Source organism: Haloferax larsenii (assembly GCF_024730625.1).
GTDB lineage: Archaea > Halobacteriota > Halobacteria > Halobacteriales > Haloferacaceae > Haloferax > Haloferax larsenii.
On record NZ_CP078063.1, the window covers coordinates 1,127,688 to 1,141,837 of the forward strand.

19 protein-coding genes are annotated in these 14,150 nt (G+C 65.1%); 9 read left to right on the forward strand and 10 right to left on the reverse strand.

Features of this window, described 5'->3' with window-relative positions; translation table 11 throughout:
• Nucleotides 1-10: 10 nt before the first annotated feature.
• From KU306_RS05790 to KU306_RS05805, 4 genes are all read left to right on the forward strand, one after another.
• Nucleotides 11-349 carry a DUF7855 family protein gene (locus KU306_RS05790; protein ID WP_007544340.1) on the forward strand — a complete coding sequence of 113 codons (339 nt, stop codon included), beginning with the start codon at nt 11-13 and terminating at the stop codon, nt 347-349.
• Entirely contained in the window at nt 346-1,197 is an 852-nt protein-coding gene (locus tag KU306_RS05795; protein WP_258303145.1) for a DUF7856 family protein, read from the forward strand. The genes KU306_RS05790 and KU306_RS05795 overlap by 4 nt, the downstream gene beginning before the upstream one ends.
• A gap of 68 nt (nt 1,198-1,265) precedes the next feature.
• Complete coding sequence (locus KU306_RS05800) at nt 1,266-2,207, forward strand: DUF7857 domain-containing protein (protein ID WP_258303146.1); 942 nt, start codon at nt 1,266-1,268, stop codon at nt 2,205-2,207.
• Nucleotides 2,204-2,866: a P-loop NTPase gene (locus KU306_RS05805; protein WP_007544343.1), complete on the forward strand. Its 663-nt coding sequence runs from the start codon at nt 2,204-2,206 to the stop codon at nt 2,864-2,866. The genes KU306_RS05800 and KU306_RS05805 overlap by 4 nt, the downstream gene beginning before the upstream one ends.
• Nucleotides 2,867-2,933: 67 nt before the next feature.
• On the opposite strand, the gene KU306_RS05810 is transcribed toward KU306_RS05805, so the two are convergent.
• Nucleotides 2,934-3,800, reverse strand: coding sequence for a transcription initiation factor IIB (locus KU306_RS05810; protein ID WP_007544344.1), 867 nt, complete (start codon nt 3,798-3,800; stop codon nt 2,934-2,936).
• Between the two features lie 162 nt (nt 3,801-3,962).
• On the opposite strand from KU306_RS05810, the gene KU306_RS05815 reads away from it, so the two are divergent.
• Nucleotides 3,963-4,484, forward strand: a complete 522-nt coding sequence (locus KU306_RS05815; protein ID WP_007544345.1) for a DUF7858 family protein — start codon at nt 3,963-3,965, stop codon at nt 4,482-4,484.
• Between the two features lie 112 nt (nt 4,485-4,596).
• A complete protein-coding gene (locus KU306_RS05820) occupies nt 4,597-5,052 on the forward strand; it encodes a MaoC family dehydratase (protein ID WP_007544346.1) in 456 nt (151 codons plus the stop codon).
• Between the two features lie 44 nt (nt 5,053-5,096).
• Here KU306_RS05820 and KU306_RS05825 read toward each other — a convergent pair whose 3' ends face one another.
• From KU306_RS05825 to KU306_RS05860, 8 genes are all read right to left on the reverse strand, one after another.
• Nucleotides 5,097-5,840, reverse strand: a complete 744-nt coding sequence (locus tag KU306_RS05825; RefSeq protein WP_258303147.1) for a ParA family protein — start codon at nt 5,838-5,840, stop codon at nt 5,097-5,099.
• A 97-nt stretch (nt 5,841-5,937) separates the two neighbouring features.
• A complete protein-coding gene (locus tag KU306_RS05830; RefSeq protein ID WP_007544351.1) occupies nt 5,938-6,354 on the reverse strand; it encodes an HIT family protein in 417 nt (138 codons plus the stop codon).
• 135 nt (nt 6,355-6,489) lie between these two features.
• Nucleotides 6,490-6,663 (reverse strand): hypothetical protein, encoded by a 174-nt coding sequence (locus tag KU306_RS05835; protein ID WP_258303148.1) that lies wholly within the window; start codon nt 6,661-6,663, stop codon nt 6,490-6,492.
• Between the two features lie 50 nt (nt 6,664-6,713).
• Nucleotides 6,714-7,337 (reverse strand): uracil-DNA glycosylase, encoded by a 624-nt coding sequence (locus KU306_RS05840; RefSeq protein WP_258303149.1) that lies wholly within the window; start codon nt 7,335-7,337, stop codon nt 6,714-6,716.
• A 24-nt stretch (nt 7,338-7,361) separates the two neighbouring features.
• On the reverse strand, nt 7,362-7,595 hold the full coding sequence (locus KU306_RS05845; protein WP_007544355.1) for a DUF7860 family protein: 234 nt from the start codon (nt 7,593-7,595) through the stop codon (nt 7,362-7,364).
• Nucleotides 7,596-7,649: 54 nt separating this feature from the next.
• Nucleotides 7,650-8,501, reverse strand: coding sequence for a ribose-phosphate diphosphokinase (locus KU306_RS05850; RefSeq protein WP_258303150.1), 852 nt, complete (start codon nt 8,499-8,501; stop codon nt 7,650-7,652).
• A 53-nt stretch (nt 8,502-8,554) separates the two neighbouring features.
• The gene (locus KU306_RS05855) at nt 8,555-9,376 is read right to left on the reverse strand and encodes an HVO_0234 family beta-propeller protein (RefSeq protein ID WP_258303151.1); all 822 of its coding nucleotides are present in this window, start codon (nt 9,374-9,376) and stop codon (nt 8,555-8,557) included.
• 90 nt (nt 9,377-9,466) lie between these two features.
• Nucleotides 9,467-9,811, reverse strand: coding sequence for an SWIM zinc finger family protein (locus tag KU306_RS05860; RefSeq protein ID WP_007544361.1), 345 nt, complete (start codon nt 9,809-9,811; stop codon nt 9,467-9,469).
• Nucleotides 9,812-9,947: 136 nt separating this feature from the next.
• On the opposite strand from KU306_RS05860, the gene KU306_RS05865 reads away from it, so the two are divergent.
• From KU306_RS05865 to KU306_RS05875, 3 genes are all read left to right on the forward strand, one after another.
• Complete coding sequence (locus tag KU306_RS05865) at nt 9,948-11,078, forward strand: tRNA (guanine(26)-N(2))-dimethyltransferase (RefSeq protein WP_258303152.1); 1,131 nt, start codon at nt 9,948-9,950, stop codon at nt 11,076-11,078.
• A gap of 117 nt (nt 11,079-11,195) precedes the next feature.
• The gene (locus KU306_RS05870) at nt 11,196-12,476 is read left to right on the forward strand and encodes a YihY/virulence factor BrkB family protein (protein ID WP_425499541.1); all 1,281 of its coding nucleotides are present in this window, start codon (nt 11,196-11,198) and stop codon (nt 12,474-12,476) included.
• 3 nt (nt 12,477-12,479) lie between these two features.
• Nucleotides 12,480-13,424 (forward strand): phosphatase PAP2 family protein, encoded by a 945-nt coding sequence (locus tag KU306_RS05875; RefSeq protein ID WP_007544366.1) that lies wholly within the window; start codon nt 12,480-12,482, stop codon nt 13,422-13,424.
• Between the two features lie 17 nt (nt 13,425-13,441).
• Here the strand turns inward: KU306_RS05875 and KU306_RS05880 are convergent, their stop codons facing one another.
• On the reverse strand, nt 13,442-14,095 hold the full coding sequence (locus KU306_RS05880) for a class I SAM-dependent methyltransferase (RefSeq protein ID WP_258303376.1): 654 nt from the start codon (nt 14,093-14,095) through the stop codon (nt 13,442-13,444).
• Nucleotides 14,096-14,150 lie beyond the last annotated feature (55 nt).

The following is a 14,150-nucleotide window of genomic DNA, read 5'->3' on the forward strand; positions in this document are numbered from 1 at the left end:
CCCATCGCGCGTGCTGTTGGTCGTGACATACTCGAAGGCGGCACGGACGACGCTCCGCAACATCTGTCGAACCCACGACGAGACTGTCGTTCGTCGGTTCGGGCGGGCCGCACTCTTCGAGGAGACGGAGTTGGGTGCGTTCCTCGCGTTGCGGCTGCAAGCAAAACACGGCGCGGACGTGCAACTCGAACAGACGGAACCGTTCAACGAATTCGAAGCCGTTTCCGAGCCAGTTCGCGAGGCCGCTAGCGCGTACGAGAACCGTGAGTCGCCGTCGACCCCCTATCGGAAATTCGCGTCGGGAACCGACCACCCGTCTCCCGACCAGATGCGCGACCGGGAGTTATGAAGGCTCGACTGCCGGACGGGACGACGATTCAGGGTCGGGGAATCGACCTCTCTGCGTTCGATATCGACGCCGACAGCGTGGTCGATTCGATTCGATGTTCGACAGCCGACCAGCGCGGACTCCACATCGACTGTCCCGACCCGGGACCGGGCCACGACCGACTCGCCGTGGTTCCGCTCCCGAGTTTCTCACGTTCGCACGCCCTCGCTGCTGCCGGGCGCTCTCGTGGACTGACGACGCCTGTCGACGACGAACTCGACCGAATCGAGACGCGGCTTGCCGATATCGAATCGGACACGGACACCGACGAGTCGCTCGAAGCGCTTCGAGCGGCCCGTCGTCGTCTCGCGACGGCCGGGGCAGACGAGGACCGTCTCCGAGAACAGGTTGCGACGCTCCGCGGGCAGTTGAACGCCCACCGCGACGCCGATGACGAGGATGCGGCCGCAGCGGTCAAAACCGAACTCGTCGAGACGACGACGAAACTCTCCGAAGTATCGACAGAGCGCATCGCGGCCGAACAGCGGCTTTCGACCCTCGAACAGGACGCGCGGCGCTCACGAGACACTCGCGAAGAGCGCCTCCGCCTGCAGGACGCGCTGGACAATCGCCGCCGCGAGGCCAGGCAGTACCTCGCCGACACACTCGAAGCCGAGTTCGAGAGCGTGGTTCGAGAACTCCACAAACGAGGTGCTGACGTGGCCGACTCCCGAGCAGAACACGTCGTACCCACGCTCGCCGCAGTCAAACTCGCCGACTTCTGTGCGCCGGTCGTTTTGACGGCGCGATTTTTCTCCGACGCCTCGACTGCCGCACAGGTGCTCGATACGCCGGTTATTCGAGTTTAACTGCACAGTCTCACGTGAATGGCCGTTGCGGGCATCGATTTATATACGAAAAGGCGGCCATCCCCGTCATGGATTTCGACGTCGACGTGTCTGTCGCCGACGCCGTGGCGCTCGTCACGGTTCGATTCGACAACACCACACCCGTCGACCAGCGGGTCAGACTGCGGAACCGCCTCGATGGACCGGTGTTGCCGCCGCGTCGGTCGGGCGTTCCCGAAGACGGATGGGACGAAACCGGGTTCGAGGGCGTCGTTCCCACTGATTCGACGCTCGCAGTTGGCTACGCCTGTGCGATAGACGCCAGTGGAGACGACGGCAGTTCGCTCACGCCCGAAGACGTGGTTTCGGTCGACGTTCTCGGCCGCGACGACTCGGAAGCGATTTCACAGCAGGCCTCACCCGAAGACGCGATTCGTGAACTCGGGCCGTGTCGCCCGCCTGCTGACGTCGTTCCCGCGCCGCAGCCAACGCCGACTGAGGTCGCAGGGGAATCTGAAGTCGAATCGGAGTCTGACGCTGGAGCTGAACTCTCCCGCGAAACCGCGTCGGTCGACACGGCTGCCGAAGCCGAGCGTGCTACAGGCCCGGTCGAATTCCCGACCGACGAGGAGGTTGCGGCCGCAGTCGAGTCGGAGACACCATCTGTGGAGGTGTCGGAGCCGCGGTCTGATTCGCCTGCCGACGACACTGAGGTGACCCACTCGGCTATCGACGACGCTGAGGTGACCCACTCGGCTATCGACGACACTGAGGCCCACCCGACTACCGACGACGTTGGGTCGTTCCTCACGGCCGCCGAGCGTCGAATCGAACTCGCCGAGCGCCTCGACGGCGCGTCCGTCGAAACGGCGGCGACTGCACTGGCGTCGAGTGAAGTAGAGGCGTCAGCCCTCTCGTCGCTCGCCGCAGACCGTGACGAACTTCGCCGACTCGCTGCCCGCGCGACTGCGCTCGCCGACCGCGCGGCGGATGCCGACCCAGACACGGACGCACTGCGGAGGTTGGCGTGATTCTCGCCGTCGTCTCAGGCAAAGGCGGAGTCGGCAAGTCCACGCTGTCGTTCGAGTTGGCTGCGGAACTGGATGCTGTCGTCGTCGACGCCGACCTCGGCATGGCGAACCTGCCGTACGCGCCCGGTCCGGACCTCCACGACGTGCTGGCGGGCCGTGCAGACCCGGTGGAAGCTGTTCGAGATAGTTCGTCGGTGTCGATACTCCCCTGCGGGCGGACGCTCGCCGGTGCCCGTGCTGCCGACGTTCGCCGTCTCGCAGACACGCTTCGCGCGGTCGAGGCCGCCTACGGCGATGTCGTAGTCGATTGTCCGGCCGGGATGCGCGCCGACGCAGGCGTGCCGCTCGCGGTCGCCGACGCGTGTCTCCTCGTCGCGTCGCCGAAACGTTACGCGCTGGCCGACGCGGTTCGGACGCGCGAACTCGCGCGGGAACTCGACTGTGGACTCGCTGCGGTCGCTGTCAACCGCGTCGTCGACGACCCACCAGTGGACGCTTTCGCCGACGTACTCGGCGCTCCGACGACGGCGATTCCCGCCGACCCACGGCTCGCAGCAGCAATCGAGGAGTTCGACCCGGCGGTCCTCGATGCGCCGAACAGTCTCGTCAGTACTCGGATTCGAGAGCTCGCTGCTTCGGTGTCGACCTGTCGGCGCTGAGGAGAAGTGCTGTTTTCCAGTCGCGTGTATCGAGCGATGTGGCTACTCGCGGCGTGCTTCGAACCGTTCAGTCACGGAGTGCGACGTACGTCTTTCGAAGGGTAACGGGCGTCACGTCCGCAACGTCGGCGGCGTCGGCTTGCGTGCAGTCTGCGCCAACGTCGCGCGCGGCGGTGTAGAGACACGCCGCAGCGACGCCGCAGGGGTTCTTCCCGGCGACGATACCGTCCTCGCGTGCGTCCGCAACGTATTCGCGGGCGCGGCGCTCCACGTCGCGGTCGAGGTCGAGTTTCGTCGCGAAGCGCGGGATGTACTCGGTTGGGTCCGTCGGAGCGACCGGGAGGCCGAGGTCGCGGTTGAGCGCTCGGTAGGCGGCGTGGTGCTCGGATTCGGTCGCCTTGGCGACGTCGCAGACTTCCTCGACGCTGCGTGCGATACCAGCGACGCGGCAGGCGGCGTAGACGCAGGCGGCCGCGAAGCCTTCGAGCGAGCGTCCGCGCAGGAGGTCTTCGTTCTGTGCGGACTCGAAGAGCGCACACGCCTGCTCGCGGATGTGGTTCGGAAGCGACAGCGCGCTCGTGAGACGACGAATCTCGGTGAAGGCGTACACCTGATTGCGCTCGCGCTTCGACGAGATGCGGGCGCGGTTGTGCTGACGGCGCAGGCGGGCGAACTGGCGGCGCTTGCGCCCCTTGATACGCGTCGAACGACCGATTTCGGTCGAGAGGCCGCGGTCGTGGCGGGACCGAGTCAGTGGTGCGCCCGTGCGAGCGGGGTTTCGGTCGTCGTCGGCGAACGAGCGCCATTCGGGACCGTGGTCGATGCGGTACTCCGAGACGACCAGTCCGCAGTCGCCGCAGACCGTTTCGCCGGCTTCGACGCCGAGGTGTCCATCGCATTCGGGGCAACCCTGGGTGGAACGTGCTTCACTCATCACAATTGAAAATCGGGCTCGAAGGAGTATTTAAACACGGGACAAACCGCCCCTAAATCGGTGATTTAGTCGAAGGTAACGTACCGGTTATCGGTACGCTCAACTATCTATTCTGATACCAAGTGGTAACGCTTTTGTTCTGAAACGCGAGAGCATGGACCGATGGGGTTGTCGGACATAGCTGCGACACTGGAGACAACGACGACTGAACAGCGCTCGCGCCACGTCCCGACTGTGGACGATACCGATGTTTCACTCCGTACGCGATTCGAGACGCACGCGGACGCGCTCCCCTGCGCGCCCGCAGAAGCGGAGAGGGTTGTCGAGGCATACGGGTCGGGCACGACTGTCGGAGACAGTGCGCGTGCTGCCGGCGTCGCTCCGGTGACTGCGGCCAAAGTCCTACATCGCTGTGGCGAAGCGGGTGTAAACCCCCTCGCGCCCGAAGCGCGACGAATCGTCCGCGACTGGCTCGACGGACAACTGTCGCGCGCCGACGCGCTCGCACTCACTCGTGCGGACGAGTCGGAGTTCGCCCTGGCGACGTATCTCGAGACACACGACCCCATCGACCCCCTCGTCGAAGCCGTCGAGGGCGCGCTGACCGACCACGGAGATGCCTCCGTGGCGAAGCGCGATTCACTGGCCGAAACCATGAGTTCGGTCACCGACTTGCAGTTCTAGCGGGACACAAACGCCTCCCCCCACCACCTCCCGTTTTCGCACGCTGAGCCGTCGCTCTCGCAGTCGCTTCCCGCCCAGCACAGCTATCTTCTCAGGTTTCTAACCACTCCTCATGGACGACACAACGAAGGCTAACTCGACGGTCTGGCCCGGTGGGTCCCCCCATATCGGAGAGTCTGCCGAGCGGTCACGGACGATTACCTCCGAGGACATCGAGCGCTTCTCGGAACTGAGCGGCGACTACAATCCGCTTCACTACGACGAGACGGTTGCTGAGAAGACGAAATTCGGCGAAATCGTCGTCCAGGGCGGCGTCACGACTTCGATTCTCAACGCCCTCGTCGCTGAAGACCTCCCCGGTCCGGGGTCGGTGTTTCTGAACGTCAACTGGGATTTCACCGCGCCGGTCCGCCCCGGCGACACGATAGTCGGTCGCATCGAAGTGACTGCGGTCCGGGACGACAAGCCAATCACCGAACTCCTGACGACGGTCACCCGCGACGACGGGACGCGCGCCCTCGACGGGACGGCACTCTGTTACACGATGCCGATAGCGGACGCTGACTAGTGTTTCTCGCGCGCTGTGTGTCCTGCGACGGCTGATTCGCCGCCTCAGTTTCTCACGAATTCGCCGACCGACGACAACACGCCCCCGGAGTCGAGCGCGTCCGAGACGTCGACGTCGAACAGGACCGACGCCACACCCGCGACACTCGCGGCGAGGTCGGTGTCGTCTCGCCACGCTGGCGCGTCGGCGACGCGTCCGGATTCGGTTTCGGGCACGACTACATCGGCGTCGTCGAGCGCGCCGAACGTCGAAATCACGGCGTCCACGTCGGCACTGACGTCTGCCGCGCGTGCTGTCAACCGGCCGACTGCGTCCGCACCGCGGTCGGTCGCCGGTGCCACGAGCGCCACGCGGTCGCACGTCGTCGCCGCGGCGACAGTCGGATTCGATGCGAGCAATGGGGCGTCCACGAGCACGTGGTCGAACTCGGTGGTAGCGTCTTCGATTCGCCCCTCGAACGCCTGTGCCGCGCCGGTGGTCATCGCCCGCGCGAAGCGCTCGAACGGCGCATCGGCGGGACAAGCAGCGACTCGGCCGTCGGTGTCGGTATCGACGTCGACGAGTCCGGAACCGAGCGGTTCGTCCGCGGCGTCGGTCAAAAGCGCCGTCGCGTCGGGTGAGAGGTCGCCCGCGACGTAATCTGAGAGTCCCTGTGTGGCGAACGCCGCGTCGAGGATGGCCACGTCGCGGCCGTCAGAAGCCAGTGCCGTGGCGAGTTCGAACGTGAGTCGCGTCGTGCCAGCGCCGCCGGTTGCGCCGACGAGCGCCGCGGTGGTTGGAACGGTCATACCGCGACTGGCCCGGTTTTCGGATTAATACCTTCGGTCGGGTGGGTGAATATGCGGGTAGTAGGTCCCAACGGTATCGAAAACAGTGATTTGGCTGTCAGTTCGAGATGGCCGTTTCGATGTCGTCCAGCTCTTCGTCGGAGAGGTCGGGTCGCGTGCCGCCGACGGCGTGGATGGGGCTGCCGCCGTCGCCGTCGAAGCGCGGGACGATGTGGACGTGGACGTGTTCGACTTCCTGTCCGGCGGCCGGGCCGTTGTTGACGCCGACGTTCGTCGCATCGGCGTCTACCGCGTCTTCGACGCGCGGGACGAGTTCGTCCACGGTTCGCCAGAGGTCCGCCGAAATCTCCTCGGGCAGGTCGTCGAGGCGGGCGTAGTGGTCCTTCGGCACGACGAGCGTGTGCCCCGGCGCGAGGGGGTTCACGTCGAGGAACGCCAGCGAGTGTTCGGTCTCGTGGACGATTCGGCCGTGGACGTCCTTCGCAGCGATGGCGCAGAAGATGCAGTCGGACATGAGTGAGGTGTCGGGTGGTGTGGAAAAGAAAGTTCCCACCGATTATTCTGTGAGTGTCGTATCGGCGGTTGATTCGTCAGCGTCATCGCTGGGAACAGAGTCAGTCGTCGTCGCCTCGCTTGCTCGTTCACTCACTCACTCACTCACTCGCTCCGACTCGTCTGACTTCGCGTCGGCGGCACCCCGCCGGAACTGCGCTGCGGCCTTCGAGACGCCGCGTTTGAGTGACCCAGCGACGAACTCGATACCCTTCAAAATCGGGCGAGCGACGAGTTCGATAATCAGGTCTGCGATGATTTCACCGAGCATCTTATTTCAGACGTATTGACACGAGTTTGTGATGAGCTTTGGGCTTCGACTCAGGGAAGCAACCGCGCCAACTCGTCGAAATACTCGTCTAACTCGTAGCCGACTCGGGACAGCCACACGTCGCGGTAGGCAGGGTGGAGAAGCGGAACGATAGTATAGCCGAATCGCTCGCTCTCGATTGGTTCGAGGACGGTTTCGAGAAAGCCGCCGAGCGTCCGGTCGTCCAAGGAGAAGACGCTCTCAGTGGCGTGGCGACCGGTCGGTATCACCACGTCGGGGTCGATGGTTTCGAGTTCGGTGACGAGGTGGTCCAGACAGTTGGCTTTCTCGTCGGCGCTGGGTGCGCGATTCGACCCCTCGCCGTCTGCGGGGAAGCACTTCACGGCGTTCGTGTAGAAGACGCCCTCGTCGTAGCCGACGGTGGCCATCGTCTCGCGGATTCGGCGACCGGAGTGTTGGGCGGTGTAGGACATCCCGGTCCAGTTGCCGCCTTGCCAGCGCTCTGCGTCCGGATTTCCCGCACCGGGGGCCTCACCGACGACCACGACAGTTGCATCACCTGGGCCGACACCCCACGAGATTCGGTTGCGACACTCGACGAGCGCCGGACAGCGGGTGCAGTCGCTCTCGACGACGAGTTTGTTCTTCGGGTCCGGAAATTTCGGGTCGGCCATCTACGCCCTCTCCATTTCGACCATCTACTCGGTGAGCGGGAGAACGATGCCGAAGATGATGGGCGAAAACAGCGCCAGCGCGATGCCGAGCCACTCCGCGTCGAAAAAGAGCGTGCGCTCCCATCCGGGGATGTGGCCGTTTCCGCTCAGTGCGAGTGCGACTTTCGCGCCAATCGCGCCGAACAGGAAGAGTGCGAGTCCGAGTCCGAAGCCAGCTTTCGCCAATCGGGGATAGTCGAGTTTTCCGTAGCGTCCCATAGCAAACCGAGGTCGGGGAGCGAAGAAAATCGTTGCGAGAGAGTGTGTGATACGTTAGCGTCGGAGAACGTCGGCGACGACGGGCGCGACAGAGACCGAACTCACGTCACGCTCGATAGTGTCGGTGCCGACGACGCGCTCGATACCGGCGCGGCAGAGCTTCGTACGGGCGTTGCGGGCGAGAAGCGGGTGGACCGTCGCACAGAAGACGCGACGTGCGCCGCCGTCGGCGAGGACGGACACGGCTTCGCTCATGGTCGACCCGGTGGCGATGATGTCGTCGGTGATGACCACGTCGCGACCCTCGAAGTCGGCGTCGCTCGGTGTGATTTCGACGTCGGTCCCGGAGTGGCGCACCTTCTCGAAGTAGTCGGTCTCACCGCCGCCGTAGGCGTCGCGGACGGTCTCTGCAATCTCGATTGCGCCCGCGTCGGGCGAGAGGAAAAGCGGGTCGTCGAGGCTCGGAAGCGGGTCGGCGAGTTGCCCGGCGGCGTCGACGATGTCCACGGGAACGTCGAAGAAGTCGGCGACGGCGTCTTCGTGGGGATTGACGAGGACGACGCGGTCCGTGGTCGTACTCACGGCGCGGGCGACGGCGCGGGCGGAGATGGGGTGGCCGACTTCGAACGCCTTGTCCTGTCGGGCGTAGCCCATGTACGGGATGACCGTCGTGACTTCGGTGGCACCGGCCTCGCGGACAGCGTCCTGAAGCTGGAGGAGTTCGATGTAGGCGTCGTTGCTGACGGTGCTGGCGACGATTGTCGCGGTGTCGGCGTCGAAACCGGGGACTGCCGCGAGCGTCTCGCCGTCCGGGAATCGGTCGTACTCGACGGCCGCGAGCGACTCGCCGAGTTCGTCGGCGAGGGCGGCCGCGAGGGCCTGTGAAGATGCGCCGGGTACGAGCATACTCGTCCGTCTCTCGTGGTGGGTAAAACCGCTTTTCGTTGCGCGTAGGCGTGTCAGCGTACTGCGATGCCCACGGTGTCCAACCCGAGGACCTGCGTCCGCCAGTCGGACTCGGTCGTCCGCAAGCAGAGCGACCCCGCATCAGTCACTGCGTAGGTCGTCCGCGCGTCGTGTGCGACCCCAATCACCGTCTCGTCCAGCGGAATCGGGTCGGCGACCCACGCGCCGTCTTCGAGCGACACGACGCCCGCTGAGCCGGCTGCGTGGGCGCGCCCGTCGGGCATCGACGCGACGACGTTCGTCGGGTCCTCGAACTCCGACATCCAGCCGTTTCCGAGCCGGTAGAGTCCCGATTCTGCTGCGGCGTAGGCCGTCCCCTCCGCCCCGCCGAGACGACCTGCCGGGTCGGAGATGTCGGCCACGTCCGGCAGACCGACGTGAGTCAGTTCGCCGTCGGCGATTCGGTAGACACCGTCGTCTGCGGCGACGAGACTCCCGTCGATAGTTTGTACTCCCTCGGCGGTTCCGATGTCGGTCCAGCCTTCGTCGTCGAATCGGGCGATACGACCGGTCTCGTCGGCGGCGACGACGCGGTTCTGGTGGAAGCCGACGGTCGTGGCCGGGCCGAAGTCGAGTTCGTGGTAGTCGTCGTTCTGAAGTAAGAGCACGTCCTCGGCGGTCGCGATTGCGACTTCGCCCGGCGACCCGGCGATGTCCCGCGGGTCGCACTGGTGGTCGATTCGGAACCCGCCGACGAGGTCGTCCGAGACGTCCACGCTCACGACGCCGACGCTCGCGGCGACGTAGGCGGTCTTCTTCCCCGACTTGTCCGCGTACACGCGCTTTTCGTCTATCGAGAGGTCGAAATCAGCCATCCGTTGGGGGGAGGTTCGATGCGACGTTCGGAAAGGATTGTGGTCGTTCTCGGGGGGCGGTGACGGTGAGTCGCTCTCGGTGCGGTCGGGCTACAGAAACTCCCTGACCTCCGAGTACCACATGTCGTGGTAATCGACTTCGTCGAGGGCGTCGGCGATGTCGACGGCGATGACGTGCCAACAGCGCTCACCTTCGTCGGGGTCGAGGTTGTAAATCGAGTCCTTGCAGGTACAGCCGCGGCCTTCGACCACGTACTCGTCGTCGAAGCCGACGACCACGTCGAAGTCGCGGTAGCGCTTCACGCGCCGCTCTGAGACGGCCTCGATGGCCTGAATCCCGCGGTCGCCGTGGGCGTCCGCGATGGCCTGCACGATTGGGGGCGAGAGGCTGCCCGCGTCCGCGAGCGCCGCTCGCCAGTCCTCGACCGTGTCCACGTCGTCGTGTTGGCGGGTGGCAGTCAAAACGCATTCGGTGCCAGCGGGGCGGCGGCATCGATTCGTATCGCAGTGCGCTGCGGTACGTCGTAGTGCATCGCAATCGGTTTCCCCGCACGGGGGTGAACGCAGTAGTATGTACGTCAGCGAGGGAGGCGTCGAAATCGAGGTCCCCGGTGCTCGGGACGGGGCGTCCGAAGGGGCCGGCGACGACGTCTTCTACAACCCGACACAGGAGTTGAATCGGGACGTCACGGTGGCGGTCCTCCGGGCCTTCCGCGAGCGTGAACCCCGCGCCGAGTCGTATCTCGACGCGATGGCCGCCTCCGGGATTCGAGGCGTCCGCGCCGCCGCCGAGGGCTACGACGTGACCTGCGCCGACCTCGACGCCGACGCGGTCGAACTCGCTCAGTCGAACCTCGACCACAACGACTTCGACGGCGAGGCGGTCCACCGCAACGCCAACGCCCTCATGTACGACGAAGTGTTCGACGTGGTCGACCTCGACCCGTTCGGCACGCCCATCCCCTTCGCCGACCCCGCGTTCGCCAACACCCGCGACCTCGTCTGTGTCACGGCCACTGACACTGCACCCCTCTGCGGTGCCCACCAGAAAAGCGGCATCCGAAAGTACGGCTGTGTCCCGCAGAACACCGACTACCACCCCGAGATGGGCCTGCGTGTCCTCGTCGGTTCGATGGTCCGAACCGCCGCCCGCTACGACAAGGCCGCCGTTCCGATTCTCTCGCACGCGACGCGCCACTACGCGCGGACCTACCTCGAACTCGACGAGCGAGCGACGAAAGCCGACGAACTCCTCGGTTCGACCGGGTTCGTCTACCACTGCGAGGACTGCCTCCACCGCGAACACGAACACTCCCTCGTCGCCCACCCGCCCGAGGAGTGCGCCAACTGCGGGTCGACGCGCATCCTCGAAGCCGGTCCGATTTGGCTCGGTTCCGTCTCCGAGAGCGACTTCGTCGAGTCCGTCCGCGACGAGGTGACAGACGACTTCGGCAGCGCCAAGCGCGCCCGCGGCATGCTCGACACGCTCGCCACCGAACTCGACACGCCGACGCACTTCGACCAACACCGCCTCTGCAAACTCTGGGGCCGCTCTGCCTCGAAGATGGAGGAGTTCCTCGCGACGCTCCGAGACGCCGGGTTCGACGCGACGCCCGCCCACTACCACGGCACCGCGTTCAAGACCGACGCGACGGTCGCAGAGATTCGTGACGCGACCGCCGAACTCGACCCCGAAGCTTGAGCCGTCGCCGAATAGTTCGACACATCCGGACTAGTTTCTTCCCGCTCCGCGTCGTTTTCACAGCGCGTGAGCGCGCAGACTCGGTCCTTCGTTTCGGTTGTCCGGGCTATCGTCGAGATGATTCAGGAGAAAGAACTGAGCTTTCTCGCGGCGAGTATCTCGTACTACGCGCTCGTCTCACTCGTTCCACTTCTCGTGTTAGCCGCTGTCTTGGCGACATTTGTTGGCGGTGAGGCGCTGCAAACGCAACTCCAGGCCCTCGTCAATCAGTATCTCGTCCCGACCGGACAGGGCCTCGTCGAAGAGGCGCTTTCAGACCGAACCGGTCAGGGGAGTATCGGACTGGTGAGTTTCGGCCTCACCCTTTGGGGGGCGTTGAAACTCTTCCGCGGCCTCGACATCGCCTTCTCTCGCATCTATGGGTCCGAAACCGGCGGGATTCTCGACCAACTCCGCGACGGAACCGTCGCACTCGTCAGTATCGGCCTCGGAACCATTGGTGTCGCTGCGCTAACTGCTCTCCTCGCGCTGTTGCCGATTCCCTCTCTGCAACTGCTTTCACCAGTGATTCTGCTTCTCACGCTCTGTGTGGCATTCTTTCCGCTTTACTACGTCTTTCCCGACATGGACTTTGCGCCACGGGAGGCGGTCCCGGGGACCATCTTCGCGGCTATCGGATGGACGCTTCTCGGCGTCGTCTTCGGCTTCTACGCGACCGTCGCGGGCTCGTCGGTGGCCGGTGCGCTCGGGTCGATTCTGTTGCTCGTGACGTGGTTCTACCTCTCGGGCATCATCCTCTTGACGGGGGCGGTCGTCAACGCCGTGCTCGCCGGTGTGGACGATGCGGAACCGACCGACCCGCCGGGGGAACCCGGCGACCGGGACCGGCAGCTACAACATACGGGAGTTCGACATGGCGGTCGTACGGATATGAGCGACGACCGAGGAGACACCGATGGCCCGCAAACGGGTGACGACGCTGGCGACGAGAGTCGCGCCAGTACCTCCGCCTCCCCGCAGGGTGCCCCCGACATCGAGGAGTTAGAAGCGCGCGTCGAGGAACTCCGCGCCGACCTCGACACGTTCGAGGCCGACGTACAAGACCGGACGGTCGAAAAGCCGAAGCTCGAAGCAGAGCTCAAGCGATACGTCCGGCGACGAGTCCGTCGCGGCAAAGCCCGCGGATGGGGGCCGTATCTCGTGCTCCTCTACGGCGTGGTCCTCACGCTCGGCGCGTTCTACTACCTCCAGTCGGACCTCATCGCGGTCGTCGCTATGCTCATTATCTTCCTGTCGACGCTGGGGCTGTACGTCCTCTTTGTCATCTTCGGTCTCGGACTGAGCGCGCTCGGCGTCCCGGGACGCGCGGTCGACGCGGTTCGCGAACGCCGAAGCTAACCGATGTTCTTGCAGACACGCGGCTTTGGTGAGACGGTGCTCGCGGACGCCCCGGATATCGTCGTCTTTCTGTTCGGGCTTCTCACCCAGCTCGGCGACCAGTGGTTCTTCTTCCTCGTGTTCACGTCGCTGTACTGGCTTGCTCGCCCTCGTATCTCGGAGCGCCCGCGACGAGTCGCAGCCTCGTTCGTCGCCCTCGCGTTCATCTCTCTGTCGCTGGTGACGGCGCTCAAAGTCGGCTTCGCGCTCCCCCGCCCGCCGACGGCCGACATCGCTTCGGCACCGAACTGGCCCGCCCCGTTCGCGGACCTGTACGTCTCGTTTACGACTGACGACGGCTTCGGGTTCCCAAGCGGGCACGCACTCGGGACCACGGTCGTCTACGGGGCCGCCGCGCTCCTTCTGGACGCGTGGGACCGACGGCGACGCGTCCTCGCTGCCGCGGCTATCGTCGCAACAGTCGCGCTCTCCCGCGTCGTCATCGGAGTTCACTACGGTGTCGACGTCGTCGTCGGCGTGCTCCTCGGACTCGTCGTGTTGAAAACCGTCTTCACCGTCGCCGCCGCAGACGACGCCCCCGGCCACCTCGACCCGACGCGACTGTTCGCACTCGCGGTCGGGCTCGGTGTCGTCGCTTTCGCAGTGGTCGTCGCGAGCGGGGCGTCGCACCACGCGGCAAACGCGTCTGCCGCCCTCGGTGGGTCTATCGGCGGCCTTGTCGGCTGGTCCCGGCTTTCTGACCACGAGTCGCTGCCGACACTGTCGCTTCCGGCTGCATTCGTGTCACTCCTCGGCGCGGGCGCGCTCTGGGTCGCTGCCGACGCGCTTCAGGTAGTGCCAATCGCGATTCTCGCGACCGGAACTGTCGTCGCGTTCATCCTCGTCGCGCCGTGGATACAGGACCGACTGAGCGGCGACGCGGCGACTGGGCGGTCTGTCGAACGGTAGTCGAAACGGGAGCCGATTTAGGACGCGAGCCGGGCGGCGAAGAACGTCCACGGGTCGTCGTCATCGTCTCCTGTCTCTTCTCCGTCTCCCTCGTCCGGGTTCAACGTCTCTGGCGCGCCCCACGTGTCAGTAACGTCGAACCCGGCGTTCTGTAGTTGCGTGCGCGTCTCGTCCGCACCGGCGATGTTCCACTCCATCCGAACACCGCTTTCGAGCCAGTCGGGATTCTCGCCAGCCCATTCGTCCGACCCTTCACACAGGAGGACGTGGCCACCGGGCCGAAGGACCCGGGCGAACTCGTCGATGACCGTCTGGTGGCCGTCCATCGGAACGTGAATCAGCGACCAGTAGGCGACGACGGCATCGAAGGTGTTCGATTCGAACGGGAGTGTCGTCATATCTCCCTGCAGAACTGGTGCGTCGGGGACGTTCTCGGCGGCCCGAGACAACTGCCCGCGAGAGAAGTCGAGTCCAACCGGGTCCGCTTCGAACGCCAACCGAGACAGAATCGGTGTTCCCTGCCCACAGCCTGCGTCGAGTACGCGAGGTGACACAGAGAGCGAGTCGAGAAACTCCGCGAGAATGTCTGTTCCGTCTCCGTCTCCAGTGCGCTGTTCGGCGTACACTGGAGCCAAGTCGTCGTATCCCCGACGAACGTCGTCTTTGTTCACTCTCACTGACCACTGGTGACTCTCGATGGTGTAAGTGTCTTGTGCTATTCTGAGA

What these genes read in the sequence shown, in the direction of transcription:
- KU306_RS05855 (WP_258303151.1), bottom strand. Translation starts at nt 9,376, where the DNA reads ATGGCTGATTTCGACCTCTCGATAGACGAAAAGCGCGTGTACGCGGAC.
- KU306_RS05845 (WP_007544355.1), bottom strand. Translation starts at nt 7,595, where the DNA reads ATGGGACGCTACGGAAAACTCGACTATCCCCGATTGGCGAAAGCTGGC.
- KU306_RS05800 (WP_258303146.1), top strand. Translation starts at nt 1,266, where the DNA reads ATGGATTTCGACGTCGACGTGTCTGTCGCCGACGCCGTGGCGCTCGTC.
- KU306_RS05795 (WP_258303145.1), top strand. Translation starts at nt 346, where the DNA reads ATGAAGGCTCGACTGCCGGACGGGACGACGATTCAGGGTCGGGGAATC.
- KU306_RS05865 (WP_258303152.1), top strand. Translation starts at nt 9,948, where the DNA reads ATGTACGTCAGCGAGGGAGGCGTCGAAATCGAGGTCCCCGGTGCTCGG.
- KU306_RS05810 (WP_007544344.1), bottom strand. Translation starts at nt 3,800, where the DNA reads ATGAGTGAAGCACGTTCCACCCAGGGTTGCCCCGAATGCGATGGACAC.
- KU306_RS05820 (WP_007544346.1), top strand. Translation starts at nt 4,597, where the DNA reads ATGGACGACACAACGAAGGCTAACTCGACGGTCTGGCCCGGTGGGTCC.
- KU306_RS05835 (WP_258303148.1), bottom strand. Translation starts at nt 6,663, where the DNA reads ATGCTCGGTGAAATCATCGCAGACCTGATTATCGAACTCGTCGCTCGC.
- KU306_RS05825 (WP_258303147.1), bottom strand. Translation starts at nt 5,840, where the DNA reads ATGACCGTTCCAACCACCGCGGCGCTCGTCGGCGCAACCGGCGGCGCT.
- KU306_RS05870 (WP_425499541.1), top strand. Translation starts at nt 11,196, where the DNA reads ATGATTCAGGAGAAAGAACTGAGCTTTCTCGCGGCGAGTATCTCGTAC.
- KU306_RS05815 (WP_007544345.1), top strand. Translation starts at nt 3,963, where the DNA reads ATGGGGTTGTCGGACATAGCTGCGACACTGGAGACAACGACGACTGAA.
- KU306_RS05875 (WP_007544366.1), top strand. Translation starts at nt 12,480, where the DNA reads ATGTTCTTGCAGACACGCGGCTTTGGTGAGACGGTGCTCGCGGACGCC.
- KU306_RS05840 (WP_258303149.1), bottom strand. Translation starts at nt 7,337, where the DNA reads ATGGCCGACCCGAAATTTCCGGACCCGAAGAACAAACTCGTCGTCGAG.
- KU306_RS05850 (WP_258303150.1), bottom strand. Translation starts at nt 8,501, where the DNA reads ATGCTCGTACCCGGCGCATCTTCACAGGCCCTCGCGGCCGCCCTCGCC.
- KU306_RS05830 (WP_007544351.1), bottom strand. Translation starts at nt 6,354, where the DNA reads ATGTCCGACTGCATCTTCTGCGCCATCGCTGCGAAGGACGTCCACGGC.